This is a genomic window from Thermosynechococcus sp. (assembly GCF_025999095.1).
In the GTDB taxonomy this organism is placed as follows: Bacteria; Cyanobacteriota; Cyanobacteriia; order Thermosynechococcales; family Thermosynechococcaceae; genus Thermosynechococcus.
This window is the reverse complement of record NZ_AP024678.1, coordinates 2041977-2065537: the sequence shown is the minus strand read 5'-3', so window position 1 is coordinate 2065537 and position 23561 is coordinate 2041977. Positions and strand designations below refer to the sequence as shown.

The window sequence follows — 23561 nt, the reverse complement described above, 5'->3', positions numbered from 1 at the left end:
TTCATAAATACCGCCAATAAATCTATCTTATGTTTTATTTGAATAGATTGAGTTAAATCCATTCTAGGTCCCCAGAGGCAGACGGGTGATTCAGAAAAAGACGCTGGGAATACTACTGGCGAGTTGTTACAAATGTTAAAATTGCATCGGTTTTGGTAAAAACACCCCGGTGGCTCGACCGACTCTCTACGTGGCAATCACAAATCATGGCTTTGGTCATGTAGTGCGGACAACGGCGCTGGTGAATGCGATCCGCCGCCAAGTGCCGGATCTTTTGCCGCTCATAGTGACGGCTGCCCCCTATTGGCTGTTGCAGACGAACCTGGAAGGCGAGTTTATTCACCGTCCCCGTGCCCTTGACTGCGGCGTGGTCCAGGCAGATAGTCTGCAGATGGATTTGACCGCAACCCATGCCAAGCTCTTAGCCCTGCAGGCGGCAGCCCCTGAGTTAATCCGCGCCGAGGTGGCCTTTATTCAACAGAATCGGGCGCAGTTGGTGCTGGCGGATGTTCCGCCGTTGGCGGTGGCGATCGCCCACGCGGCCGGGGTGCCCTGTTGGATGGCCAGTAACTTTGGCTGGGATTTTATCTATCGCTCCTTTGGGGATGATTTTATTGAGATTGCGGATTGGGTGAGTGATCTTTATAGCGGGTGCGATCGCCTGTTTCAACTGCCCTTTGCTGAACCCCTCAACGCGTTTCCTCGCAAGGAACCGGTGGGCCTAACGGGAGCCGAACCGCGTTTTCAACCAGAGGAGTTGCGGCAGCGCCTTGGCCTTGCTACCCCCCGCGAGCGCACGGCTCTATTGACCTTTGGTGGTTTGAGCCTGCAAGCCATTCCCTACGAAGCCCTCAAGGAGTTTCCCGATTGGCAGTTTCTCACTTTTGATGGAGCTGCACCCGAGAATATGCCAAACTTACTGAGGCTCTGTGGTCGTCAACTGCGGCCGGTGGATGTGATGCCCCTCTGTGGTCGAGTTGTGTCCAAGCCCGGCTATGGCACCTACGCGGAGGCCTGTCGCTTGGGGGTACCGGTGGCAACGATTCGGCGTGATGATTTTGCTGAAGGCCCCCTTTTGGTAGCGGGATTACAGGCACACCACTACCATCAAATCCTCAGCCATGAAGAGTTTTTGAGTGGTCATTGGGATTTTTTGCGAATAGAACCGCAGCCGCCCCAAGACCCCACGCCCTTGGATCTCAACGGGAATTCTACGATCGCCACCGCCGTTGCCTATTATTTGAATAACTGCTCATCACAATAGCCGTGGGTATCTTTGGGTGGCGGACCGCCTCGCTGCTAAAAAAGGCTTGGCAACTGTATCAACAACAGCACTGGAGCAAAGCACAGCAGTGTGCACGTCAGGTTATTGAACAGACTCCGCAGCCAGAGGCCTATTATCTATTGGGGTTAATTGCTGAACAACGGGCACAGCCCCTTGAGGCGCGGACAGCCTACGAGCAGGCGATCGCCCTTGATCCGTGGCATGCCCTTTCCCATTATCGCTTGGCAGTTGTTCTCCATGATCTGCTGCACCAACCGGCGGCTGCCTTACCCCACTATCAACGTGCTCTTGAAGTGCACCCGGAGTGGGTGGAAGCCCATAGCAACTTGGGAAATGCCTATCTGGACTTGGGGGATACTGAGCGAGCGATCGCCTGTTACCAAAAAGCCCTCTCCTTGAATCCTGACTTGCCCACAACCCTTTATAACTTGGGACTGTGCCTGCACGCCCAGGGCAAACTCACAGAAGCGACTGCTTGCTATGAACAGTCCCTGTACCTTGAACCGGGTCAAGCCGATGTCCACAACAATCTGGGCAGTGCCTATTTAGAACTGAAGAACTATGCAGCCGCCACTGGGCAGTTTCAAGCTGCCCTAGATGCTAATCCAGAATTTTTGGCCGCCCACTACAACCTGGGCTATGCCCTCCAGTTACAGGGGAACCTCACAGCCGCTCGCGATCGCTACCAAGAAGTGCTGCTGCGGGATCACAAGCATCCCCAGGCGCTGTTACAACTGGGGCAAATTTGCCTTGCGGAAGGAGACTTGGCAGGGGCAATTAGTTATTACCAACGTTGTCTCAGTGTTGATCCCCTCAACGGTACTGCCCAAGCCGGCTTGGCTACAGCGCTTCTGGAAAGCGGCGATCCCCAAGCTGCCCTCCACTCCTTTCGCCAAGCGGTTACCCTCGACCCGGGGGCAGTGGACGTACGGCTCAACTTTGCCCTTGTTCTCCTGATGCTGGAACAGTTCCGAGAGGGATGGCAGGAATATGAATGGCGGTGGCAGCAACCCACTGGCGGATTACGCAGCTATCGGCAACCCCGCTGGCAAGGTCAATCCCTAAAGGGGAAAACCCTCTTTGTCTATAGTGAGCAGGGACTAGGAGATTGCATCCAGTTTGTGCGCTTGCTGCCCTTGATGGCAAAGCATGCCCAACGGGTGATTTTTGCCGCCTACCCCCCCTTGCTGCGCCTCTGTCAAACCCTGCCCGCTATTCAGGTGATCAGTACTGAGGATCTCCCGCCGGCGTTTGACTACCACACCCCCCTGTTGAGTTTGCCTGGCTACTTGGGCATTGATCAAGACTACTTTCCCAAGTTCAGTCCCTATTTTCAGTTACCCGCCTCCCCAGCCCATCCCATGTTTAATGTGGCCAAACCCCGGATTGGTCTGGTCTGGGCCAGCCATAGTCAAACCCGCACCGCAGCGCAGCGGTCTTGTCCCCTTGAGTACTTCCTGCCCCTGCTGCGGGAATTCGACGTCCAATGGTATAGCCTGCAAAAGGAGCGATCGCCAACGGAGGCAGAACAACTACGGCAGGCGGGGGTGATTGACTGCCAGCCCTACATGGGGGATTTTCTGGATACGGCGCTTTTGATCCAGCCGTTGGATGCGGTGGTTACGATTGACACCGCCGTGGCTCACTTGGCGGGTGCCCTGGGGAAACCCCTGTGGATTCTGTTACCCTTTGTGGCAGATTGGCGGTGGTTCTGGCAGCGATCGCGATCGCCTTGGTATCCTTCGGCGCGGCTCATTCGTCAGCCCCGGCGGGGGGATTGGCCGGGGGCGATCGCCCAACTGCGCACTGCCCTTCAATCCCACTATTGGACGCCGAGGAATGGGGTATCCAATTGAGAGTAAATTGGTGATTGCTGTGGCCTCCAGTGCCCTCTTTGACCTCACTGAGTCCGACGCGGTCTTTCGCAACGAAGGGACCGAAAAGTACCGCCAATTTCAGCGGCAAAGGAAATATGAGGTCTTGCCCAAGGGGGTGGCCTTTCCCTTTATTCGTCGTTTTTTGAATCTGAATCGCGCCTATCCCGAACAGGAGCCGGTGGAGGTGGTGCTGCTGTCCAGAAACGATCCCGATACGGGCCAGCGGGTTTTTTATTCAATTCAACACTATGGTCTCAATATTACCCGCGCCGCCTTTTTAGGGGGAAAATCTCCCCACCCCTATATCCCTGCTTTTAATGTGTCTCTGTTTCTTTCTGCCAATGCCACCGATGTGCAGCAGGCGATCGCGGCCGGTTATCCCGCAGGGATGGTCATTCCCTCTGCCATTACCGATCACGAAGACGACGCCGAACTGCGCATTGCCTTTGACTTTGATGGCGTACTGGCGGACGATGAGGCCGAAGCAGTCTATCGCCAAGGAGATCTAGAGCAGTTTCAAGCCCATGAGTTGCAAAAGGCAGACATTCCCCACAATCCAGGCCCCTTGAGTGATCTCTTCAAAAAACTGTCGGCCTTTCAACAGTTAGAGATGGTCAAAGAGCAACAGGATGCTAACTATCGGAGGCTATTGCGAATTGCCATTGTCACTGCCCGCAATATCCTGGCCAGTGAGCGGGTGGTTACCACACTCAACAGTTGGGGAGTCATGCCCGATGAAACCTTTTTCCTAGGGGGTATCGAGAAAGGGCGCATTCTTGGGCAACTCAAACCCCACATTTTCTTCGACGATCAACGGACACACCTGGAATCGGCAGCGGGAGCAATTCCCTCTGTGCACGTGCCCTTTGGCGTGCGCAACCATGGACAGACCTGAGGCCCATGGCAGCTATTTGGAACGATGGGGGGTGTGATTTCCCAACTGGCACTTAGGGTCTGGGAGCGAGACACTCCGTTACTAGCTGCTGTTGACCGCCGCTAATGACAGAGAACAAACGGCCTTGGGTTAGCGCATTTCCCGCACACAGGGTTGGCCATCCACTATTTCACCAATGAGAATTACGTCGGCAAGGTTGACAAAAAGACCATTTTCGACAACGCCGGGAATGTTGTTGAGGGTTTTCTCTAGTTCAGCAGGGTTGGGAATGTCGTCAAATTTAACATCGAGAATGAGGTTGCCTTGATCGGTGACCACCGGGCCGTCTTTTTTTACCCCCATCCGTAGTTCTGGCCGCCCCCCCAGGGCCTGCAGAGCACGGCTGACAGGAGTAACGGCAAGGGGTAAGACTTCCACCGGTACGGGAAACGTAGAACCCAATTTCTGCACCAGTTTGCTGCTATCTACCACCACCAAGAACTGCTCTGCCAGGGAATCAACGATTTTTTCACGGGTATGGGCTGCCCCGCCCCCTTTAATCAGGTTTTTGGCGGGATCCACTTCATCGGCGCCATCAATGGCGATGTCGAGTTTCTCCACATCATCGAGGGTGACGAGGGGAATGCCATGCTTTTTGGCCAGGACAGAAGCCTGAAAGGAAGTGGGCACACCGGCGATGTTACTGAGTTCGCCATTGCGCAGGCGATCGCCCAAAAATTGAATAACAAAGGCCGTGGTTGACCCTGTCCCCAAACCCACCACCATTCCCGACTTCACCCGATCGGCGGCGGCTTTGGCCACAGCCTGCTTCATCTGTTGAATTGCATTATCACTCATGCGCGGGTTCCCTTATTTTTCCAAAAGCACGATACCACAGCATGGAACCTCTCCCTCAGGGCGCTCGTCAGGTACGGCACGACTCGCCTGTACTTTTTCATCCTCGCCTTAATGGAGTGGATTGAGGCTTCAGTTTCATTGTCAAAGCGAGGATTAAACTGGTTTGTAGACCACGATAATACAGTAAGTAAGTGATGTTGCGGGAGTCAAAGGTGTTTTAGAAATGGCGATCGCGCCCACAAAGAAAGGCATAAAGAAAAAGTGGCAGTGGTTCTCCCTCTTGGGGGCAGCTGCAACCATTTGGACACAGACTGGACTTGCTGCCGAACAAATTAGCCTTGTTTATCCACCCTTTGGTACCTTCAACATTCAAGTGAGCGACCTTGCCACATTTGCCACAACCGGTCAGGCCAGCTCAGATCTGAAAGTTTTAATTCAGTTCCTCCCCAGTGATCAACGGGCTAACCTGCGGGAAGGCTTAACCACCCGCATGGACTTAAAACCCACCACCGTCAGCCAGTTTGTCAACAGTCCCCTTGGCCAAAGCTTTTTAGAGCGTATCGGTCAAGTCATTCGTGCAGATAATGATGTCAATGGTGGCCAGGCCCTTGGGGAAGCCCTGAAAACCGCTGCTGGTTCTCCCTCAGGCATTACCCTACTTGCAGTGCTACAGGCCTTTCCCGGCAAGGGTGTGAGAGTCAATGGTGAGTTGGGCCTAAAGGCGGTGGGTGCTTTTATCCGTGCAGTGAATCAACAACAGCAGGCACAAGACTTTATCAAACGCTTGGCGCAACTGCAACCAAGAACGCCGCTGCCAGCCAGTGGTCTTTATCCTGCCCAAAAAGGGCCCTTCCAGTGGCAAAAGCAAAAGATTACATTTACCAATCCCAATCGCGCCACGGGCGCCATTCCTGCGGATCTTTATGTCCCAAAGGGAATCACGGCGCCTGCGCCTCTGATTGTTATTTCCCATGGTTTAGCCTCAGATCGCAGGACCTTTGCCTACTTAGCAGAGCACTTGGCTAGTTATGGGCTAGCGGTTTTAGCAGTCACTCACCCCGGTTCCGATGCCAGTCGGATTGGCAGTTTCCTCTCAGGAGCTCCCCTGGACTATCAGGGCTTACCGCAGGACTGGGGGCAGCGTCCCCTCGATTTGAAATTTGGGGTGGATGCCGTGGCCACCTTGGTTCAGAAAAACCCTGCCCTCAAGATTGACACCAACAATGTTGGCCTCTTTGGTCACTCAATGGGGGGCTTTACGGTACTGGCCGCGGCGGGGGGTACCGTTGATTGGGATGCTGTCAAGCAACGCTGCTTAGCAGCAGCGAATGATCTGTTTATCTTTAATATCTCACTGCCGCTGCAATGCCGGAGTCTCGGTCTTGCCAATCCGCCCTCTACGTTAGCGGATCCACGGGTCAAGTCTGTGATTGCCGTCAATCCAGTGAGCAGTATCCTGATTGGCGAACGGGGTATGGCCAATATCAAGGTGCCTGTGCTCATTGTTTCCGGTAGCAAAGATGTCTTTGCGCCACCACTGGAGGAGCAGATTTTGCCCTTTACATGGTTGCAGGCCGAGCCCAAGTATCTTGCCATGCTCGTTCCTGGTACCCACTTCTCGGCCCTGGGCGTCAGCGAAGCGGGGGTGTTGCCAGTACCTAATGATCTCATTGGCCCCAATCCCCAGTTGGCACAGCCCTTTTTCAAGGGGGTGAGTGCAGCCTTCTTTGGGGTCTTTAATCAACACAATGAGCAGTTGCGTCCCTTCTTGAGTCAAACGTTTGTTAGCCAAGTGGCGCAGCCCGCCTTTCAAGCCTATTGGGTCGACCGCATGAATCCGCAGCAGTTACAGGAGGTGCTGGCAGGGCGCATTGGCGCTCAACCGCGAAGATAAAGGGCCCCCGAAATCAGGGTGAGGGCGATCGCCCCCCCATAAGCAATGAGTATTCCCCCCTGCCAAGTAGGAGGTAAGGGAGCCAGAAGCAACGCCACGGCCACAATCTGGCTAAGGGTTTTGGCTTTCCCCCAAAGGTTCGCCCCCTGAATGTGAGCTTGCTGAACCCGCCAACTGGCAATTCCTAGTTCCCGAAAGAGGATCACCGCCACTGACCAGGCAGGCACCTCTCCCCACTCAATGCAGAGCAAAAGCGGCACAAGAATCAGCAGCTTATCCACCAGCGGATCAAGCACTTTGCCCAACTCCGTCACCTGATTGCAACGGCGGGCAATGTAGCCATCCAGCCAATCCGTGAGGGCGGCCACCAGAAACAGAGCCACCCCCCACCAACGGTAGACCGGTCCATCATTGAAGGAGAGCAAACCTAGGATCACGGGCACGATCAACAGGCGAGCAAAGGTAATCGTGGTGGCGAGGTTCAAAGGCATGGCACTGTACAGGCTGCACTCATGGAAAAGACCCCCCCCACAGGGAGGGAGTTCATTGTCGTTGATCGCAGTCAGTGCTTAGTACAACTGGAGCGACTTCAACTGTTGATCGAACATGTGAATGGTATCCACAAAGCGTGCGGTCTTCGACTGGGTGGAAATAACCAGAGATTGGGTACGGGCGCCTCCCTTGAAGAAACGCACCCCTTTCATGAGCATGCCGGGGGTAATGCCACAGGCGGCAAAGAGCACCGTTTCCCCAGAGGCCAATTCTTCGGCTTCATACACCTTATCGGGATCGGTGATGCCCGCTTTTTTCAGCTCTTCAAGGTTGCCTTCGCGGGTGCGATTGGCCCATTCCTTGGTCATGACCACAGCGGGATCATAGACCAATTGCCCTTGGAAGTGCCCACCTAAGGCGCGCATGGCAGCAGCAGAAATCACCCCTTCGGGCGCCGCGCCAATCCCCATGAGGGCATGAATGTTGGTACCAGAGAAAGCACAGGCAAGAGCTGCGGAGACATCCCCATCGGAGATCAGTTGAACGCGGGCACCCGCATTGCGAATTTCTTGAATCAAGTCATTGTGGCGATCGCGCTTCATGACCACCACCACCAATTCATCAATGGCGCGGTCAAGGCATTCAGAGAGAATTTTCAGGTTTTCTGTCGCGGAGTTGCGAATATCCACTTTGCCCTTAGCAGCCGGGGGCGCTGCCAATTTCTTCATATAAAAGTCGGGAGCGGCAAACAAGCCCCCTTTTTCAGAAATGGCCAGCACTGCCATCGAGCCTGGTTGACCGTAGGCGCACAGGTTTGTCCCTTCGCAGGGGTCAACGGCAATGTCAATTTCAATGAGCTCTTCAGGGTCACAGTATTGGGCCGCATCGGGACGGGTACAAATGCCCACTTCTTCGCCAATGTAGAGCATTGGGGCTTCATCCCGTTCCCCCTCACCAATGACAATGCGACCACGCATATGGATTTGATTCATGCGGTTGCGCATGGCATCGACGGCCGCCTGATCCGCCATGTGTTTGTCACCTTTGCCCATCCACCGCGCTGAGGCGATCGCCGCCTGCTCGACAACTTCAATAATCTCTAAACCAATGACGTTATCCACACAACCCTCCTAACTGCACAAGTTGATCCCGTAGAGGTTTCCTATCTGAGCTTACAGAACTTTGGGGTTCAGAAAATAACTTCTGGCTGCAAATTATTGACCCATCAAAGACTATGGCGTGGTCAAAAATAGGAGCTGCTCTGGGGGCAGGTGATCCAAGTAATAGCCATCCTGCGCCAGCACAATTAACAGATGAAGACCACAATCGGGATGCAGGTGCAGATCCGCCCAGGGAATCGCCACTTCTAGGCAGATGCCCAAGGCATAGCGGGCATGGCTGGGGCGCTCTTCCCACTGGTAGTTGGCGATCGCCTCCTTGAAGGTCATCTGTTGGTTTTCAAAGTCAATGACCAGTTGATGGTGGTACAGGTAGTTCAGGGGGGCTTCATCGGGGCAATCGCGCAGATCCGAGAGGGGGCTATTGTACGTCACCCTGTTGGGGTAGTACCAACAAAAATGAATGGCACTGATCTCATGGCCAAAGGGCTGTTTCTGGCTAGGGGCATCAAGACGTAGATAGATATTTAGGTGATCCACCCCATACCAGAGGCGATTGATCAGGGTTTGGCGGTGCATCGTCCCTCGGCTGCCGCCAATTTGAATCCGGCCAGCAAAGTTCCAGTCTTGCTCATCACCGCCCCCGTCAATCTCAGGGTGAATAAAGCCTTGGGGCGGGTAGGTATCCTTGGCTTCGTGAACTTCTAAGGGCTCCTTGAGAACCTCAGGAATCGGCTCCCCCAATGCTGTGTAGAGGGCCATCAAATGCTCACGGAAAAGCTGATCAAACATGGCATCGTGGTTTGAGGAGTGGCCTTCACCAAACCACCAGAACCAGTCAGAGCCTTCAGCCGCCAAAAGGGCTTCCCATGCCGCTGGATTGTTTGTTTCTGTCGCTTCGGGGTGGCGTTCAAGGGTTTGGCGGGCCGCCCCTAAATAGTCCCAAGCTTTGTTTTTTACCGAATCGCCAATCCACGTACAGAAATTGCCATCAATCCAAGAGCCACTGTGGAGAGCCGCACCCGCAATCACTGCCCGCGGGGGATATTGTTGCAGATACTCCGCCACAGAAACACAGGCAAAGTGCTCACTTGCACTCAAGCCCCGGTAGAGGGCTTGCAAAAATGGCAGGCCATCCCGGGGATAGTACTCCCAACAGTTTTCACCATCGAGGGCAATGGTCACTAGCCATGGCTGTTGTAAAGTGGTCTGGCCGCTGTCTTCATAGGCAATGAGTTGCTGGCGAATGCCCTCAAGCTGTTTGAGTAGATCTGCTGCCGCGGCTTCGGGAGCCATGGCACCGTAGGTAAAGCCAATCAAATCCGAGAGGCGATGATCCCGAAAGACAATGTTGAGATCCCCTTTGGCCGTGGTCAGGCGGTAGGGTTGGTAAAGAACATCCGCCTGTTGGACCACACCAGCTTCGTTGCGGTGAAAATAGGTTCCCGTTGTCCAGCCCAAGATCGCTTCATCGGAACAAATCCACTCAAATCCTTGCTCGACAATTGGTTCAAGGATGGCTGGACTGACGGATTGCTCTGACGGCCACAGGCCGCGGGGCGATCGCCCAAAGCATTGTTCATAAAGAACTCGCGCCCGCCGCAGATGCCGAGGAACATCTTCGGGATATTGGAACCGCTGTTGGGGCAAGGCGATATTAGGAACCGCCACTTTTGCGGCATCGGTATCCACCAAGAGGGGCAAAATTGGGTGGGTGTAGGGGGTGGTGGTGACTTCAATTTGACCCCTCTCTTGCAGGGCGCGATGCTGGGGGATAATTTGGCCAAGAATTTCCCGCTGTTTGGCAATGATTCGCTGGCGATCGCTAAGGCTAAAATCTCGCCCTTGGGAGAACCATTGGGCAATCTCTGGCTCCTCCCAATACAGAGGATCAATCCACGCTAAATTGTGCCAGGCCAACAAATCCCCATAATCCTGGGGCTGCCAATTTTGCCAACACCATGTTTTCCCGCGAGTTTGCCGTTGCTCGTAGAGTTCACGATAGCGGGGGTGGGGATCAATCATGGTGCGGTGGTGGGCATCAAAGAAATGCTCAATGATAAACCAGCGCTGTTGATCCGTGAGTTGCTCGACCGGGGTCAGTGTAGCCCTCAGGTAGGGATCCAGAGCCGTACCGTTGACATAGTCCTGAATTTGGAGCAACAGGGAGGGCACAAGGTTGACCGTTTGCTTGAGGCGGGGATAGTTGGCGAGGACGAGGATCAGGTCTAAGTAATCCTTAGTGCCGTGGAGCCGTACCCAAGGGAGCAGGTATTGACCCGTGCGGCAGCTTTTGTAGAGGGGTTGGTGCTGGTGCCAAATGAAGGCTACATGCAAAGGATACGCCACAACAAACTTGCCCCCGTATTTAGGATTCTTCGTCTAGTATTTAGTATTTCAAGTATTTCAGGGGAGTTTCTTTCCCTACCACTTTGTTACGTAAAATGTCAAAGGCCGCAAAAATCTTAATGTCATTGCTGCAAAGGGATGGGCCATGGCTCGCCCGCTCCTCCTCACCATTACAGAAAGACAGAAAGCTCTGAAGCACTGCAATCCCGCCTAACCTGTTTTCTAGTCGGTTGAATCTCTTGCATTGAATTGGTGGCGTTGAGCCAGTTATTCCTAGTAGGCGCGACCCAAGGCGGGGGTCCAAGGGGTCTCAGGTGTTGTGACTACTGAAAGCAGGCTGCCAATGCCCTCTATCTCGACGCGCACGCGATCGCCCACCTGTAATGGACCAATGCCTGCAGGTGTTCCCGTCAATACCACATCCCCCGGCAGCAGCGTCATCACATAACTAATGAAACTCACCAACTTGGCGGGTGAGAACACCATTTGATCAATTGTTGCTGATTGGACGGGTTGCGCCGCCTCATTGATAAACGTTTGCAACCGCGCATCACTGGGAACCTCTCGCACAACCCAAGGACCGAGGGGGCAAAATGTGTCAAACCCCTTAGCCCGTGTCCATTGCTGCTCCCGCTGTTGGAGATCCCGAGCGGTGACATCGTTGGCGATCGTGTAGCCCCAAATATGCTCAAGGGCTTCGCCTTCAGGGCAGGCACGGGTACGGCGACCAATGATCACCGCCAATTCCCCCTCATAGTCCAGGCGCTGCACTTGGGGCGGATACCAAATGGGACAGCCGGGGGCTTGAACCGTTGTCGGTGGTTTCAGAAAAATCAATGGCTCAGGGGGCACACTATCGCCCATTTCCGCAGCGTGTTTGGCATAGTTGCGCCCCACAGCAACAATTTTCGAGGGAGAGCAGGGAGCCAGCAGTTGGTAGCTGTCGGGACTGAGGACTTGGTGAGTGGGTTGGCCGTGGAGCCACGGTGCTGCATCCCAAATAATCACTTCACGATTGAGTTGCAGTGTGCCGTAATGAATTTGTCCCCCCGTCGTCTGCACCCGCACAAACCGTTCCACCATAGCGAATGAGTCCCCTTTTCTCCTTGCCCAGAAGGGCAAACTGCGGTGCTAGAATTATAAAGCCTTGCTTTTTGCAGCCGTCAAAAGGCCATTTGTCCAAAGGGAGTTGACCTAAATGATCGTGCGTAACTACGAAACGCTTTATATTATTCGTCCTGATGTAGGCGAAGAGCAATTGGAACAAACCATTAGCCAATTTCGCACTTTCTTAGAAGAACAGGGCGCCACAAAGATCAAGGTGCAAAATCGCGGTAAGCGTCGGTTTGCCTATCCGATCAAGAAACTGCGGGAGGGCTACTACATTCTGATGACCTATAGCGCTCCAGGGACGGCGATCGCCCCCCTTGAACGCGCCATGCGCCTCAATGAAAATATTCTGCGCTTCATGACGATTGTCCTCGAAGAAGAGACTGAAACTGCAGAGGCAGAAGCGGAAAATCCTGTTCTTGCCCGTGCCTAAAACAGTACACTGACTCAAATTCCCTTGAAGGGGGGCACCATGGCACCATCTCCCAGTTCTTGGATCTGCGACGGTGTGCCTAAAAACGGCAGAACCTACCCCAATGCCAGCGGTGCCCATCCGCCCTACGAAAATTTTGGTCCCGACTGTGCAGTGTGTGGACTCCCCCGTGAGGCCATGGAGCCAGGGAACAGTGCCAACAGCAGTAAAAAATCGCGCCTGCCCCTCGCTGCTGTGGCCCTGGGGGTGGCTTTACTTTTCATGGGCGGCATTGGCTTCCTGAGCTATCGGCTGTTCTTGACCAACCGTGAGAATAACCCGCCATCGCTGCCGGGCGGCTCGACCAGTGGCAGCCAACTGGTGAGCCAAACCACCGCCCGCAACGCCGCCTACATCAGCCAAGGGGAACGCATTCTCATCAGTGAACCCAATCCCCAGCGAGTCGCCCTCAAGCAGGAGGCCGCCCTTGCCTTTGATCGGGGAGACTGGGCGCTGGCGATCGCCAAGTATCAAGAACTGGTTGCCCTCGATCCCAATGATCCAGAAGCACGCATTTATCTCAACAATGCCCGTGCTCGTCAAGCTGGCAACCCTATGACGATGGCCACCGTTGTTCCTATTGGTAGCAGTCCCGATACCGCCAAGGAAGTGCTGCGGGGCGTGGCTCAATACCAAGAACAGTTTAATGCCAGTGCGCCTAATCGTCTCCTCGAAGTCGTCATTGTCAATGAAAACAGCCCCAACGGGGTGACCAGCTTGGCCGAGGATTTAATCAACAGTTCAATCCAAGGGGTAGTGGGTCACGGCACCGACGCCAACAGTCGTGCCGCCCTAGAGGTTTATGAACCAGTCGGGATGCCGGTCCTCTCACCATTGACAACCAACGTTACCCCCCAAGGTAATGGCACAGTGCAAGTGCAAACCCTCTCCCTGAATGAAAAAGGGCAACAACTCCTCGATACCTACCTTGATAATGCGGCTCAGACCTTAGCGGCAGCGGTGGCGAAAAAAGTGCCCAATGGGAAGGCAGCTCTTGTTTACAACAGCGACAGCCCCTATAGCAATGAACTAAAAAACAAGCTGCTAGCCGCCCTCCCACGGTTTGGTGTGCAAGTGGTACAACAGAGAGATGTGGCCGCCGCTGGTTTTAATGCCAATACCGTCATGACTACTGCCCGTCAAGCGGCAGCCAATGTGGTGGTTTTGGCCCTCAGCCGCAGCCGGGTAAACCAGGCCATTGCCCTAGCGATCGCTAACCAAACCCAGACCTCGCCGCTGCAACTCTTTGGTAGTGATCAACTCTATGGTCCCGATCTCTTGATCAAGGGAGATAGTGCCATCAATGGCATGATTTTGGCGGTGCCTTGGCGTACCAATCCCAGTGATCCCTTTGCGCAGCAGGCGGCACAAGCATGGCGGGGGCAAATTAGTTGGCGCACCACGACGGCCTACGATGCCACCCAAGCCCTAGCCCAAGCCATGGCCAAAGGGGGCGATCGCGCCAGCACCCAACAGCTCCTGCGCCAAGGAGTGCAAATTCAGGGGCAAACCGCCAGTGGTACCTTTGATCGGGTTCCTCTCGTCCAAGCGGCACCGGGGCCCAATGGCCCTAAGGGCTCCAGGTACCAGTTCAATCCCCTCAGTGGCATCTAAAACCGTCCAACTAATGCTAAGCTATTGCCGATTGCTGTTTTAGGAATCTCCATGACTGCAAAAATTGGCATTATTGGCGGTAGTGGTCTCTACAAGATGGACGCTCTTACCGATGTCGAAGAGGTACGCCTGACTACGCCCTTTGGTGATCCTTCCGATGCCTTTATTTGCGGCAAGATTGCTGGGGTTCCCGTTGTCTTTTTGGCACGCCATGGCCGCCATCACCATCTACTGCCGACGGAGATTCCCTTTCGTGCCAACATCTATGGCTTCAAATCCCTTGGGGTCGAGTACCTCCTGTCTGCCTCGGCGGTGGGTTCCCTCCAGGAAGCAGTCAAGCCCCTCGATATTGTGGTTCCGGATCAGTTCATTGACCGCACGCGCAACCGCATTTCTACGTTCTTTGGGGACGGTATTGTGGCGCACATTGGCTTTGCTGACCCCGTTTGTCCTGCCCTTGCTGGCCTTCTGGCGGATGCCATTGCTGATCTGAACCTACCCGATGTCACCCTTCACCGCCAAGGTACCTACGTGTGTATGGAAGGCCCTGCCTTCTCAACCTTGGCGGAGTCCAATCTGTATCGCTCTTGGGGGGGAACTGTCATTGGCATGACCAATCTCCCAGAAGCAAAGTTGGCTCGTGAAGCGGAGATTGCCTATGCAACGCTAGCGCTCGTTACCGACTACGACTGCTGGCACCCAGAGCATGACTCCGTAACGGTGGAGATGATTATGGGTCACTTGCAGCGCAACGTCAAAAATGCCCAAGCGATTATCTGTGAAACCGTCAAACGTGTCCATGCCCACCCACCGGTCTCTAAGGCCCACCGTGCCTTGCAGAATGCTATCCTCACTCCCCTTGACAAAGTACCCACAGCCACTAAGGAGAAACTCCACTTGCTCTTAGCCAAATATCTCTAGAAATATCTCTAGGTCATTGATTGGGTAGCACTCTGATGATCATGGTCGCTATCAAAGTGCGTCTGATCACACAGTTGCGGATAGGTGGTCTTGGGATTGAGACAGCGGCAGCGGTTGAGGGCAGCGGCAAGGGCTTCAATTTTAATGGGTTTACTGATGTAGTCATCCATGCCGGCTGCAAAGCAGCGCTCGCGATCGCCAGCAAGGGCATTGGCAGTCATGGCAATAATCCAAGGGCGCTGACTGGGAGGCCATTGAGCACAGATGCGTTCGGTTGTTTCTAGTCCGTCCATTTTCGGCATTTGCACATCCATGAGGATCACGTCGTAGGGACGCTGCTGCAGAGCTTCAAGCACCTCCAGCCCATTGGCAGCCACATCGGCGCGGTAGCCCATCCGCTTGAGGAGGTGCAAGGCCACTTTCTGATTCACCGCATTATCTTCGGCCAGTAGAATACGCAGGGGGAAACGAGTGCCCAAGTTAGGATCAATGCCTGTTTTAGGCAGGGCGGGCTGGGTTCCCGGTTCACAACTGAGTACCTTAATCAGGGTTTGCCGCAGGGTCAAGTGGCGAATAGGTTTAGGCACGTGAGCAGCAATCAGTTCTTTGTGACTCGGGGGTTCCAGCCAACTCAGGGGTGTGAGCAACACGAGCGGTTGTTGCTGAAAGGACGGCTGAGATTGCAACCGCTCCGCCAGCTCAAGCCCGGTCATTTGGGGCATATTCAAATCAATGACCGCCAAATCCCATTGGGGTAGAGCCTCCAAAACCAGTTGGGGAGCGTGATAGCCAATGGGCAACATGCCCCAGTTTTGCAGCAGTGTGCAGAGATGCTCGCGGCTAGCGGCGTTGTCATCAATAACTAAGACACGCTTGCCTGCCAAAGCCGGATGAACCGGTGGCGGCACATAGGGTTTTGCTCCCTCAGCGAGGATCGTAAATGTGAACGTCGTGCCTTGACCTTCGGTACTCTCAACGGACATATCGCCGCCCATTAGCTCACAGAGGCGTTTGCTAATGACTAGCCCTAGACCTGTACCCCCATACTCGCGCGTCGTAGAGGCATCCACTTGGCTAAAGGGCTTAAAGAGCCGATTTAGGCGATTGCTGGGAATACCAATGCCTGTATCTTGAACTTGAAATTGCAGAAAATCCTTGCCCGCGCACTTCACCACCCCTACGTGAACAGCGACTTGGCCTTCATGGGTAAACTTAATGCCATTGCCCACGAGGTTCACAAGAATCTGCCGCAGCCGTGTCACGTCTCCTTTGATTTGCGCTGGCGTTTCGGGGGTGCAGGTATAGAGGAGTTCTAGCTGTTTCTCCTCGGCTTTGCTGGCAAGCAGACTGAGGACGTCCTCAACACACTCGCGGACATCGAAGAGTTGTTGCTCCAGCACCAATTTGCCGGATTCAATTTTCGAAAAGTCAAGAATATCGTTAATAATCGTGAGGAGCGCTTCACCAGCTTGATGCAAGGTTTGCAAAAAGTCCCGCTGCTGCTCATTGAGGGGGGTATCCAAAAGTAAGTTGGTAAAGCCCAAAACTGCATTCATGGGGGTGCGAATTTCATGGCTCATGGTCGCCAAAAATTCACTCTTGGCGCGGTTGGCCAGTTCGGCTTGCAGGCGGGCTTGTTCAAGTTCTTGATTTTGCTGAGCGAGTAATTGTCGCTGCTGCTGTTCGTGGCGTAGGAGTTCCGCCTGGGCGATCGCAATCCCCACTTGCGCTGCCACGGCTTCCAGAAGCTCAATTTCTTCAGGGGTCCACTGCCGCTGGCGATCGCACTGATGCAGACCAATAATGCCATTGGGAACCCCCTTATAGGAGGTACGGATGGCCAGCATGGACTGAATCTGGAACTGATGGCACAGGTGTATGGCATTGGCCAAAAGGGGATCCTGAGTCACATCATTGGAAACAACGGCAGTATCCTCCCTCAGGACGGCCAAGGCATGGGGGTTATCCGCTACTGGTATACTGATGCCTCTCATGGAAACGTAGCCTGGTTGCAGATACTCAGCCACATCTGGAATGCGGGGGGGCGGCCCAGGGTCATAGCGATGAATCAAGCAGCGATTAACACCAAAGGCCTGACCAATTTGAGTCACAGTAGTTTCAAAGACCGTTTCCGTATCAAGGCTTTGGCGAATCTGCTCGGTGATTTGATTGAGGAGCAGTGCCCGCTGCATTTGCTGTTGCAGTTGCTGACGTTGGCGCGTTTCCTGTTCTAGGAGCTGCACTTGGGCAAGGCCAATACCCACCTGGGCCGCTACACTCTTGACAAGACTTTTAATCGCACCTGTCCACCGTCGCTGGCGATCGCACTGGTGCAAAATGAGTAAACCATTGGCTTGATTGCGATAGGCTGTGCGCACAATCAGCGCAGATTTCACACTCAGGGCTTCGCAGTAGGCATGCAGTGGGGCGAGACGATCGTCATTTGGCACATCGTCGCAGCTAAATACCTCATCAGAGGCAAATACCGAGGCTAGAAACGGGGCACGCATCTGTGCCAAATCAAGGTCGCACTCATTGACAGAGGGCACTCCCGGCGCACAGTACTCTGCCACCAGTTGCATCGGCGCCGGGGCATTCTCCTGATAGACAAACAAAAGGCAACGACTGACATTGAGGGTTGCTCCTACCTGCTGAACTGCTGTACGGCAGATATTTTCCCGCTCGATTTGCTGGCGAATTTCCTCAGTGATGCGATTGAGAAGCAGCGTGCGCTTCACCTGCTGCTGTAAAAACAGTTGTGCCCGCTGCCGTTCGGTGACATCACTTTGAATGCCAATGTAGTGGGTAATTTCGCCAAACTCGTTATAAATCGGTGAGATGGCCAGTTCATTCCAGAAAAGCTGGCCGTTTTTGCGGTAGTTGCGCAGCACCACACGGCAGGATTGACCCTTTCGAATTGCCTTGCGGAGCATTTCTAACCCCGGCTGCTGGCGATCGCGCCCCTGCAGAAAGCGGCAATTCTTACCAATCACCTCCGTGGCACGGTACCCCGTCATTTGCTCAAAGGCGGGATTGGCGTAGATCACTGGATTGTCTGGTTGGCGGTAGTCGGTAATTACAATGCCATTGGTGCTGGCAACAATGGCACGCTCCCGCAGTCGCAGCTCTGCCTCGATTTTTTTCTTGTCAGTAATATCAACTGCCAACTCCAAAAAGCCAATTAGCTGGTCTTGGCTATCATGAATTGGGGTGACCGAAACGGAGACGGGAAAACGAGAGCCGTCCCGCCGTACAAATGTCCACTCCTGCTCATCCACCAAGCCTCGCCGCGCCCGCGCCACCACTGTCTCAAACCCCGCAGGAATGGGTTCTCCCAATTGCGCACTGAGAATCTCAGCATAGCGTTCCACCTCTTGGGGATCATGGAAACATGCGGGAGTCGCTTTGCCCAAAAGTTCTGAGGCACTATACCCCAGCCATTCCTGGGCAGCTCGATTCATCAAGGTGATGATGCCATCGGTACGGGTGGCAATAATGGCATGGTTACTACTATTGAGGATCGCCCCTTGGAGACTGCTCATCTGCTCGATGTGGCCCAGTTGTTGCTGGGTAACCTCTAAGTGATGGCGGATTTCCAGCTCATTAATGACTTGGCGGCCAAGGGTGCGAAGAGTTTGCTGTTGAACAGGGTTTAGCTCCCGCGGCTGGTAGTCCACGACGCAAAGGGTACCAATCCCATAGCCCTGCGGCGTCACCAAGGGCATCCCGGCATAGAAGCGGATATAGGGGGGGCCTGTAACCAGGGGATTATCGGCAAAGCGCGGATCAAGGCGAGCATCTGGCACAACCACTAGTTCATCTTGCAGAATGACATGGGCACAGAAGGCCACGTCCCTTGGGGTTTCACAGGCATCAATGCCCACTTTGGACTTAAACCACTGCCGCCGCCGGTCAACCAAACTAATGAGGGCAATGGGAGTTTGGCAAATTGCTGCCGCCAGATTGGTAATCTCGTCAAAGATCGGTTCCGGGGGCGTATCTAAGACTCGATACTGCTCAAGGGCACGTTGCCGTTCCGATTCATTTGCGGGCAATGGAGCAGCAGGCATAGCCCAAGTGTACCGCCTTCTCGTAGGAGCAAATCTTTCATCATTATAGGAATTGCACTGGCCCTAGAGAGGATCCCCTACAAAACACAACATCTATCTTTCCAGTCTTTCCAGGATTTGTAGGGCAGTAAGATAGGACAAAAAAAGGATGTAGACGCGAGGCCTACACCCTTCATAATCGTTATTTTCAGACGGTGGCAATCCTAACCTGCCCAACCCTTGGCGGCTTGATCGAGGACGTAGGCGGCCACGTCGCGAATTTGCTCATCGGTGAGACGACCGCCAAAAGCCGGCATCGCATTTTTGCCGTGCTGCACTTGATAGATAATGGCATCCTCGGAGTACATGCCAAATTGCTCAAGGGCTTCTTTTTTCAGGGTTTTGTTCGCCATCACCACATTGCCGCCCCCCATGTGACAGGCGGCACAGTTACCGCTAAAGACTTTGGCACCATTGGCCAAATCTGCCGCAAAGGCCACAGGAGTAAGGCTGACAAACAGAGCTATTGCGATCGCGCAAACACTAATGAATAGCTTTTTCAATGGAGTTCTCCTTTCATGGAATGCGTCAGGGTATGGATAAAGCCCCAAAAATCAAGGGGTGCAAGATTCATCAAAGGTCAGTGTAGCAAAGTTCCCAACCTAGGGGGCACTGTCCGGAAAGCTTTCTACGCCCCAACCGGGCGCTACGGCTGCCGCTCGCAAAATAAAGGCAGCCAAGCTCTCAAGCTGTTCCGTGCTCAACCAGTCCTCACTCACGCGGCGACAGGAATAACTCTCTTCGCTGCCATCGTAGGATCTCGGCGATCGCTGGAAAGCCACGAGGCTGGCAATTGTATCCCGTGGCGGCATTGCCCCCTTGAGATCCTTTAGAGACAGTGACACCAAAGGATTGGGTAACGTACTGCCACCGACATGGCAGTTTTTGCAGTTTTCCTCAAAGAGCCGCTTGCCACGGGTCAAGTCAACGGCGGTGAACGTTTTGGTCTCACCGCGATCATTGAGGGGTAGTTCTACGGTGTCCGCTACCTTGAGGTATTGGAGCACATAGTTATCTACACCGGCGATTGCCAGTGCTGTTGCCGGCACCATTGCCCAGGCCAACAGCAACATTAACAGACCACTACAGAGCCAGCCGATAGATCGTTGCCAAAAGTGAGGTTGGTACATGGGTGTTGGGGAAATCCTTGTTACGAGTCATTAGTAATAAACTTTGCCACCGCCCCATTTATCACCCAAGATTTTGGGTTCGACGAGAATATGGCCGGCGATCGCCACCAAATCCTTCTCCGTCAGGTTGCGCATTTTCGGGAAAATGTCGGCACTGCGCAGACTGGGGTGCACCTCAGCAATTTCTTGCTCACCATCGTAGGTGGTGGGGTTCTTCATGTAGTCCACCAAGCCCTCAATGTTGTCCCGTGGCGGCGTGGCTAGGGCCAAGGTTTCCGTGCGCAAATCCAAGCTGGGGTTCGTTTTGGTGATCCCTCCCACATGGCAGGAAGCACAGGCATACTGGAAGAGGCGCTTACCCTCTAGGTATTGTTTTTCGGTCAGCGTAATTGTTTTGCCCTCGCTGTTGAGGGGGACAGTCAAGACTTCAGGGGTCAGTTCGGCGGCCAGTGCTGTGCCCGTGGTGAGTTGCCAGAGGCAGAGGCAGAGAGCGACCGCAAGCCAAACGCATTTTTTTAACATAGTTCTCCCAATAAGCAGGTCTTACGATTGCGGTGTGTCTGGTTGATCGTTGGTGGGCGCAGGGGTCGTCAACGCCAAAATAATTGCTTTGGCATCTTCAAGGGGCAGGCGTGTTTGTGGGCTGGTATAGCGAATACCTAAGCGATCGCACCATGCACAGATTGTTTCGACCGACACGCCGTAGTCCGCTGCCAGATCCGCGATCGCAATGTCCACAAATCCCATGCTGCCACTCCCTGCTTGGGATCAACGACCAAATATCATTATCATGCCATTGGGTAGCTTCTTTACCAAAAGGCGTTTGCTGCGCAAAGAGAAGTGCCGCCACAGCGTACACTGTTGGTGTGGCCGTTCAGATGGAGTGTTCAATGAAACGAGTCCTGGCGATTATCCTTGGGGGCGGTGCCGGAACACGTCTGTATCCCTTGACCAAGCGTCGCGCCAAGCCTGCGGTTCCCCTTGCTGGAAAATATCGCCTCATTGATATTCCTGTGAGCAATTGCATCAACTCCGAAATCCATAATATTTACGTCCTTACCCAATTCAACTCGGCCTCCCTCAATCGTCATATTGCCCGTACCTACACCTTTCCCGGCCTGACGGGCGGCTTTGTCGAAGTCTTGGCAGCCCAACAAACCCCCGAAAATCCCAACTGGTTTCAGGGCACTGCTGATGCGGTACGTCAATACCTGTGGCTGTTGGCGGACTGGGATGTGGATGAATACCTGATTCTTTCAGGAGATCACCTCTACCGCATGGACTATCGCCTGTTTGTCCAACGCCACCGCGACACCGGTGCCGATATTACCCTTTCCGTTCTACCGGTGGAGGAAAAGGCAGCCTCTGGTTTTGGCCTCCTGAAGGTAGATGGTACGGGGCGAGTGACTGACTTTCGCGAGAAGCCCACCGGGGATGCCCTCCGGGATATGCGAGTGGACACCACCCGCTATGGCCTGACCATCGAGGAAGCCCATCGCAAACCCTACATTGCCTCGATGGGGATTTATGTCTTTAAGCGGCAAGTCCTCATTGATCTGTTGGAGCAAATGGCCGATGCCACGGACTTTGGCAAAGAAATCATCCCCGCTGCGGCCCGTTCCCACCTTGTCCAAACCTATCTCTTCAATGGCTATTGGGAAGATATTGGAACCATTGGCTCCTTCTACGAAGCCAACCTTGCCCTCACCCAACAGCCGCAGCCGCCCTTTAGCTTCTACGATGAAAATGCCCCCATCTATACTCGTCCCCGCTATTTGCCCCCCAGTAAAATTCTCAGTTCCACCATTACGGAGTCCATCATTAGTGAGGGCTGTATCCTCAAGGAATGCCAAGTTCACCGCTCGGTCTTGGGGGTGCGATCGCGCGTGGAATCCGGCTGCGTCATTGATCACTCCCTGCTGATGGGGGCAGACTACTACCAAGACTCAGCTCACCGCAGCCAGTTACGGTTGCAACATAAAATCCCCATCGGCATTGGGGCCAACAGTGTCATTCGCCGGGCAATTGTGGATAAAAATGCCTGCATTGGCCGCGATGTCAAAATCATCAACAAAGACAACGTTGAAGAATCCAATCGAGAAGATCAAGGATTCTATATTCGCAGCGGTGTGGTCGTCATCATCAAAAATGCCGTGATCCCCGACGGCACCATTATCTAAGCCATAAGCAAATTTGAATTGGCAAGCGGTAAAAACCTGTGTAGCATATCAACAGTAAGCCTCCAACCCTCTAGCGGAACTGCCATCTATGCCCACGATAGAGACTCGCACTGAACCCATGGTCATCAACATGGGGCCGCACCATCCCTCAATGCACGGGGTGTTGCGATTAATGGTGACCCTTGATGGCGAAGATGTCATTGACTGCGAGCCAGTGATTGGCTACCTCCATCGCGGTATGGAGAAAATTGCTGAAAACCGCACCAACATCATGTTCATTCCCTACGTCAGTCGTTGGGACTACGCCGCAGGAATGTTTAACGAAGCGGTCACCGTTAATGCGCCAGAAAAATTGGCGGGGATTCCTGTCCCCAAACGCGCCAGCTATATTCGCGTGATCATGCTGGAGTTGAACCGCATTGCCAATCACCTTCTGTGGTTAGGCCCCTTCTTGGCGGACGTCGGTGCCCAGACGCCCTTTTTCTATATCTTTCGCGAGCGGGAGTACATCTACGATCTCTTTGAAGCCGCCACAGGCATGCGCTTCATCAACAACAACTACTTCCGCATCGGGGGAGTGGCCGCTGACCTCACCTATGGCTGGGTAACGAAATGCCGTGACTTTTGCGACTACTTCCTACCCAAAGTTGATGAGTACGAGCGCCTGATCACCAACAACCCCATCTTTGTGCGTCGCCTACAGGGGGTGGGCAAAATTAGCCGTGAGGAGGCCATTAACTGGGGGCTATCGGGGCCGATGTTGCGTGCATCTGGGGTGAAGTGGGATCTGCGCAAAGTGGATCACTACGAGTGCTATGACGATTTTGACTGGGATGTACCCGTGGCCACCGAAGGCGATTGCCTTGCTCGCTACATTGTTCGTATTCAGGAAATGCGCGAATCGGTGAAGATCATTCGCCAAGCCTTGGATGGCCTGCCCGGTGGCCCCTACGAAAACCTAGAAGCCAAGCGGATGCTTGAGGGGGCCAAATCGGAGTGGCACGGCTTTGACTATCAGTACATTGGCAAGAAGCTGTCTCCCACCTTCAAAATCCCTAAGGGGGAGCACTATGTGCGGGTTGAGTCGGGCAAAGGGGAGCTGGGCATTTACCTGATTGGAGATGACAACGTTTTCCCTTGGCGCTGGAAGATTCGGCCACCGGATTTCAATAACCTGCAGGTGCTGCCCCAGTTGCTGAAGGGGATGAAAGTGGCCGATATTGTGGCTATTCTTGGCAGTATTGATGTGATTATGGGCTCCGTTGATCGCTAGACGCT

At 54.0% G+C, this 23561-nt stretch carries 19 protein-coding genes; 9 read left to right on the top strand and 10 right to left on the bottom strand.

Features of this window, described 5'->3' with window-relative positions:
* The first annotated feature begins 169 nt into the window (after nucleotides 1-169).
* The 3 genes from Q0W94_RS10135 to Q0W94_RS10125 are packed head-to-tail and all read left to right on the top strand — an operon-like array spanning nucleotide 170 to nucleotide 4057.
* Nucleotides 170-1264, top strand: coding sequence for a glycosyl transferase (locus Q0W94_RS10135; RefSeq protein WP_297758614.1), 1095 nt, complete (start codon nucleotides 170-172; stop codon nucleotides 1262-1264).
* Nucleotides 1265-1266: 2 nt separating this feature from the next.
* Nucleotides 1267-3141 (top strand): tetratricopeptide repeat protein, encoded by a 1875-nt coding sequence (locus Q0W94_RS10130; RefSeq protein ID WP_297758612.1) that lies wholly within the window; start codon nucleotides 1267-1269, stop codon nucleotides 3139-3141.
* Nucleotides 3125-4057 carry a 5'-nucleotidase gene (locus Q0W94_RS10125; RefSeq protein ID WP_297758610.1) on the top strand — a complete coding sequence of 311 codons (933 nt, stop codon included), beginning with the start codon at nucleotides 3125-3127 and terminating at the stop codon, nucleotides 4055-4057. Before Q0W94_RS10130 ends, Q0W94_RS10125 begins: the two co-directional genes overlap by 17 nt.
* A gap of 129 nt (nucleotides 4058-4186) precedes the next feature.
* On the opposite strand, the gene rpiA is transcribed toward Q0W94_RS10125, so the two are convergent.
* Nucleotides 4187-4894 carry a ribose-5-phosphate isomerase RpiA gene (gene rpiA / locus Q0W94_RS10120; protein ID WP_297758607.1) on the bottom strand — a complete coding sequence of 236 codons (708 nt, stop codon included), beginning with the start codon at nucleotides 4892-4894 and terminating at the stop codon, nucleotides 4187-4189.
* 223 nt (nucleotides 4895-5117) lie between these two features.
* Here rpiA and Q0W94_RS10115 point away from each other — a divergent pair, with 223 nt between their 5' ends.
* Nucleotides 5118-6788 (top strand): alpha/beta hydrolase, encoded by a 1671-nt coding sequence (locus tag Q0W94_RS10115; protein WP_297758604.1) that lies wholly within the window; start codon nucleotides 5118-5120, stop codon nucleotides 6786-6788.
* On the opposite strand, the gene pgsA is transcribed toward Q0W94_RS10115, so the two are convergent.
* The 4 genes from pgsA to Q0W94_RS10095 all read right to left on the bottom strand — a co-directional run bounded on the left by pgsA (nucleotide 6773) and on the right by Q0W94_RS10095 (nucleotide 11830).
* Entirely contained in the window at nucleotides 6773-7279 is a 507-nt protein-coding gene (pgsA, locus tag Q0W94_RS10110) for a CDP-diacylglycerol--glycerol-3-phosphate 3-phosphatidyltransferase (protein WP_297758601.1), read from the bottom strand. The genes Q0W94_RS10115 and pgsA overlap by 16 nt on opposite strands.
* 78 nt (nucleotides 7280-7357) lie before the next feature.
* Nucleotides 7358-8401: a class II fructose-bisphosphatase gene (gene glpX / locus Q0W94_RS10105; RefSeq protein ID WP_297758598.1), complete on the bottom strand. Its 1044-nt coding sequence runs from the start codon at nucleotides 8399-8401 to the stop codon at nucleotides 7358-7360.
* Between the two features lie 111 nt (nucleotides 8402-8512).
* Nucleotides 8513-10747: a glycoside hydrolase gene (locus Q0W94_RS10100; protein WP_297758593.1), complete on the bottom strand. Its 2235-nt coding sequence runs from the start codon at nucleotides 10745-10747 to the stop codon at nucleotides 8513-8515.
* A 273-nt stretch (nucleotides 10748-11020) separates the two neighbouring features.
* Nucleotides 11021-11830 (bottom strand): fumarylacetoacetate hydrolase family protein, encoded by an 810-nt coding sequence (locus Q0W94_RS10095; RefSeq protein WP_297758590.1) that lies wholly within the window; start codon nucleotides 11828-11830, stop codon nucleotides 11021-11023.
* Between the two features lie 115 nt (nucleotides 11831-11945).
* On the opposite strand from Q0W94_RS10095, the gene rpsF reads away from it, so the two are divergent.
* Genes rpsF through Q0W94_RS10080 form a run of 3 tightly spaced genes read left to right on the top strand, consistent with a single transcriptional unit; the run spans nucleotide 11946 to nucleotide 14864 of the window.
* A complete protein-coding gene (gene rpsF, locus Q0W94_RS10090) occupies nucleotides 11946-12290 on the top strand; it encodes a 30S ribosomal protein S6 (RefSeq protein WP_297758587.1) in 345 nt (114 codons plus the stop codon).
* Between the two features lie 39 nt (nucleotides 12291-12329).
* On the top strand, nucleotides 12330-13943 hold the full coding sequence (locus tag Q0W94_RS10085; RefSeq protein WP_297758584.1) for an ABC transporter substrate-binding protein: 1614 nt from the start codon (nucleotides 12330-12332) through the stop codon (nucleotides 13941-13943).
* A gap of 51 nt (nucleotides 13944-13994) precedes the next feature.
* The gene (locus Q0W94_RS10080) at nucleotides 13995-14864 is read left to right on the top strand and encodes an S-methyl-5'-thioadenosine phosphorylase (RefSeq protein ID WP_297758581.1); all 870 of its coding nucleotides are present in this window, start codon (nucleotides 13995-13997) and stop codon (nucleotides 14862-14864) included.
* A gap of 8 nt (nucleotides 14865-14872) precedes the next feature.
* On the opposite strand, the gene Q0W94_RS10075 is transcribed toward Q0W94_RS10080, so the two are convergent.
* From Q0W94_RS10075 to Q0W94_RS10055, 5 genes are all read right to left on the bottom strand, one after another.
* Nucleotides 14873-18934 (bottom strand): GAF domain-containing protein, encoded by a 4062-nt coding sequence (locus tag Q0W94_RS10075; protein WP_297758578.1) that lies wholly within the window; start codon nucleotides 18932-18934, stop codon nucleotides 14873-14875.
* A 203-nt stretch (nucleotides 18935-19137) separates the two neighbouring features.
* Complete coding sequence (gene petJ / locus Q0W94_RS10070; protein WP_297758576.1) at nucleotides 19138-19476, bottom strand: cytochrome c6 PetJ; 339 nt, start codon at nucleotides 19474-19476, stop codon at nucleotides 19138-19140.
* 99 nt (nucleotides 19477-19575) lie between these two features.
* Nucleotides 19576-20103 carry a photosystem II cytochrome PsbV2 gene (gene psbV2, locus Q0W94_RS10065; protein ID WP_297758573.1) on the bottom strand — a complete coding sequence of 176 codons (528 nt, stop codon included), beginning with the start codon at nucleotides 20101-20103 and terminating at the stop codon, nucleotides 19576-19578.
* Between the two features lie 30 nt (nucleotides 20104-20133).
* Nucleotides 20134-20625, bottom strand: a complete 492-nt coding sequence (psbV, locus tag Q0W94_RS10060) for a photosystem II cytochrome c-550 (RefSeq protein WP_024124422.1) — start codon at nucleotides 20623-20625, stop codon at nucleotides 20134-20136.
* 21 nt (nucleotides 20626-20646) lie between these two features.
* Complete coding sequence (locus Q0W94_RS10055; RefSeq protein WP_297758570.1) at nucleotides 20647-20850, bottom strand: translation initiation factor IF-2; 204 nt, start codon at nucleotides 20848-20850, stop codon at nucleotides 20647-20649.
* Nucleotides 20851-20993: 143 nt separating this feature from the next.
* On the opposite strand from Q0W94_RS10055, the gene Q0W94_RS10050 reads away from it, so the two are divergent.
* Both Q0W94_RS10050 and Q0W94_RS10045 read left to right on the top strand, forming a co-directional pair.
* Entirely contained in the window at nucleotides 20994-22283 is a 1290-nt protein-coding gene (locus Q0W94_RS10050; RefSeq protein WP_297758567.1) for a glucose-1-phosphate adenylyltransferase, read from the top strand.
* Between the two features lie 88 nt (nucleotides 22284-22371).
* Nucleotides 22372-23556, top strand: coding sequence for an NAD(P)H-quinone oxidoreductase subunit H (locus tag Q0W94_RS10045; protein WP_297758564.1), 1185 nt, complete (start codon nucleotides 22372-22374; stop codon nucleotides 23554-23556).
* Nucleotides 23557-23561: the final 5 nt, after the last annotated feature.

Coding starts and splice junctions, on each gene's coding strand:
- Q0W94_RS10125 (WP_297758610.1), top strand. CDS start 3,125: ATGGGGTATCCAATTGAGAGTAAATTGGTGATTGCTGTGGCCTCCAGT.
- rpiA (WP_297758607.1), bottom strand. CDS start 4,894: ATGAGTGATAATGCAATTCAACAGATGAAGCAGGCTGTGGCCAAAGCC.
- Q0W94_RS10115 (WP_297758604.1), top strand. CDS start 5,118: ATGGCGATCGCGCCCACAAAGAAAGGCATAAAGAAAAAGTGGCAGTGG.
- pgsA (WP_297758601.1), bottom strand. CDS start 7,279: ATGCCTTTGAACCTCGCCACCACGATTACCTTTGCTCGCCTGTTGATC.
- Q0W94_RS10095 (WP_297758590.1), bottom strand. CDS start 11,830: ATGGTGGAACGGTTTGTGCGGGTGCAGACGACGGGGGGACAAATTCAT.
- rpsF (WP_297758587.1), top strand. CDS start 11,946: ATGATCGTGCGTAACTACGAAACGCTTTATATTATTCGTCCTGATGTA.
- Q0W94_RS10085 (WP_297758584.1), top strand. CDS start 12,330: ATGGCACCATCTCCCAGTTCTTGGATCTGCGACGGTGTGCCTAAAAAC.
- Q0W94_RS10080 (WP_297758581.1), top strand. CDS start 13,995: ATGACTGCAAAAATTGGCATTATTGGCGGTAGTGGTCTCTACAAGATG.
- Q0W94_RS10075 (WP_297758578.1), bottom strand. CDS start 18,934: ATGCCTGCTGCTCCATTGCCCGCAAATGAATCGGAACGGCAACGTGCC.
- psbV2 (WP_297758573.1), bottom strand. CDS start 20,103: ATGTACCAACCTCACTTTTGGCAACGATCTATCGGCTGGCTCTGTAGT.
- psbV (WP_024124422.1), bottom strand. CDS start 20,625: ATGTTAAAAAAATGCGTTTGGCTTGCGGTCGCTCTCTGCCTCTGCCTC.
- Q0W94_RS10055 (WP_297758570.1), bottom strand. CDS start 20,850: ATGGGATTTGTGGACATTGCGATCGCGGATCTGGCAGCGGACTACGGC.
- Q0W94_RS10050 (WP_297758567.1), top strand. CDS start 20,994: ATGAAACGAGTCCTGGCGATTATCCTTGGGGGCGGTGCCGGAACACGT.
- Q0W94_RS10045 (WP_297758564.1), top strand. CDS start 22,372: ATGCCCACGATAGAGACTCGCACTGAACCCATGGTCATCAACATGGGG.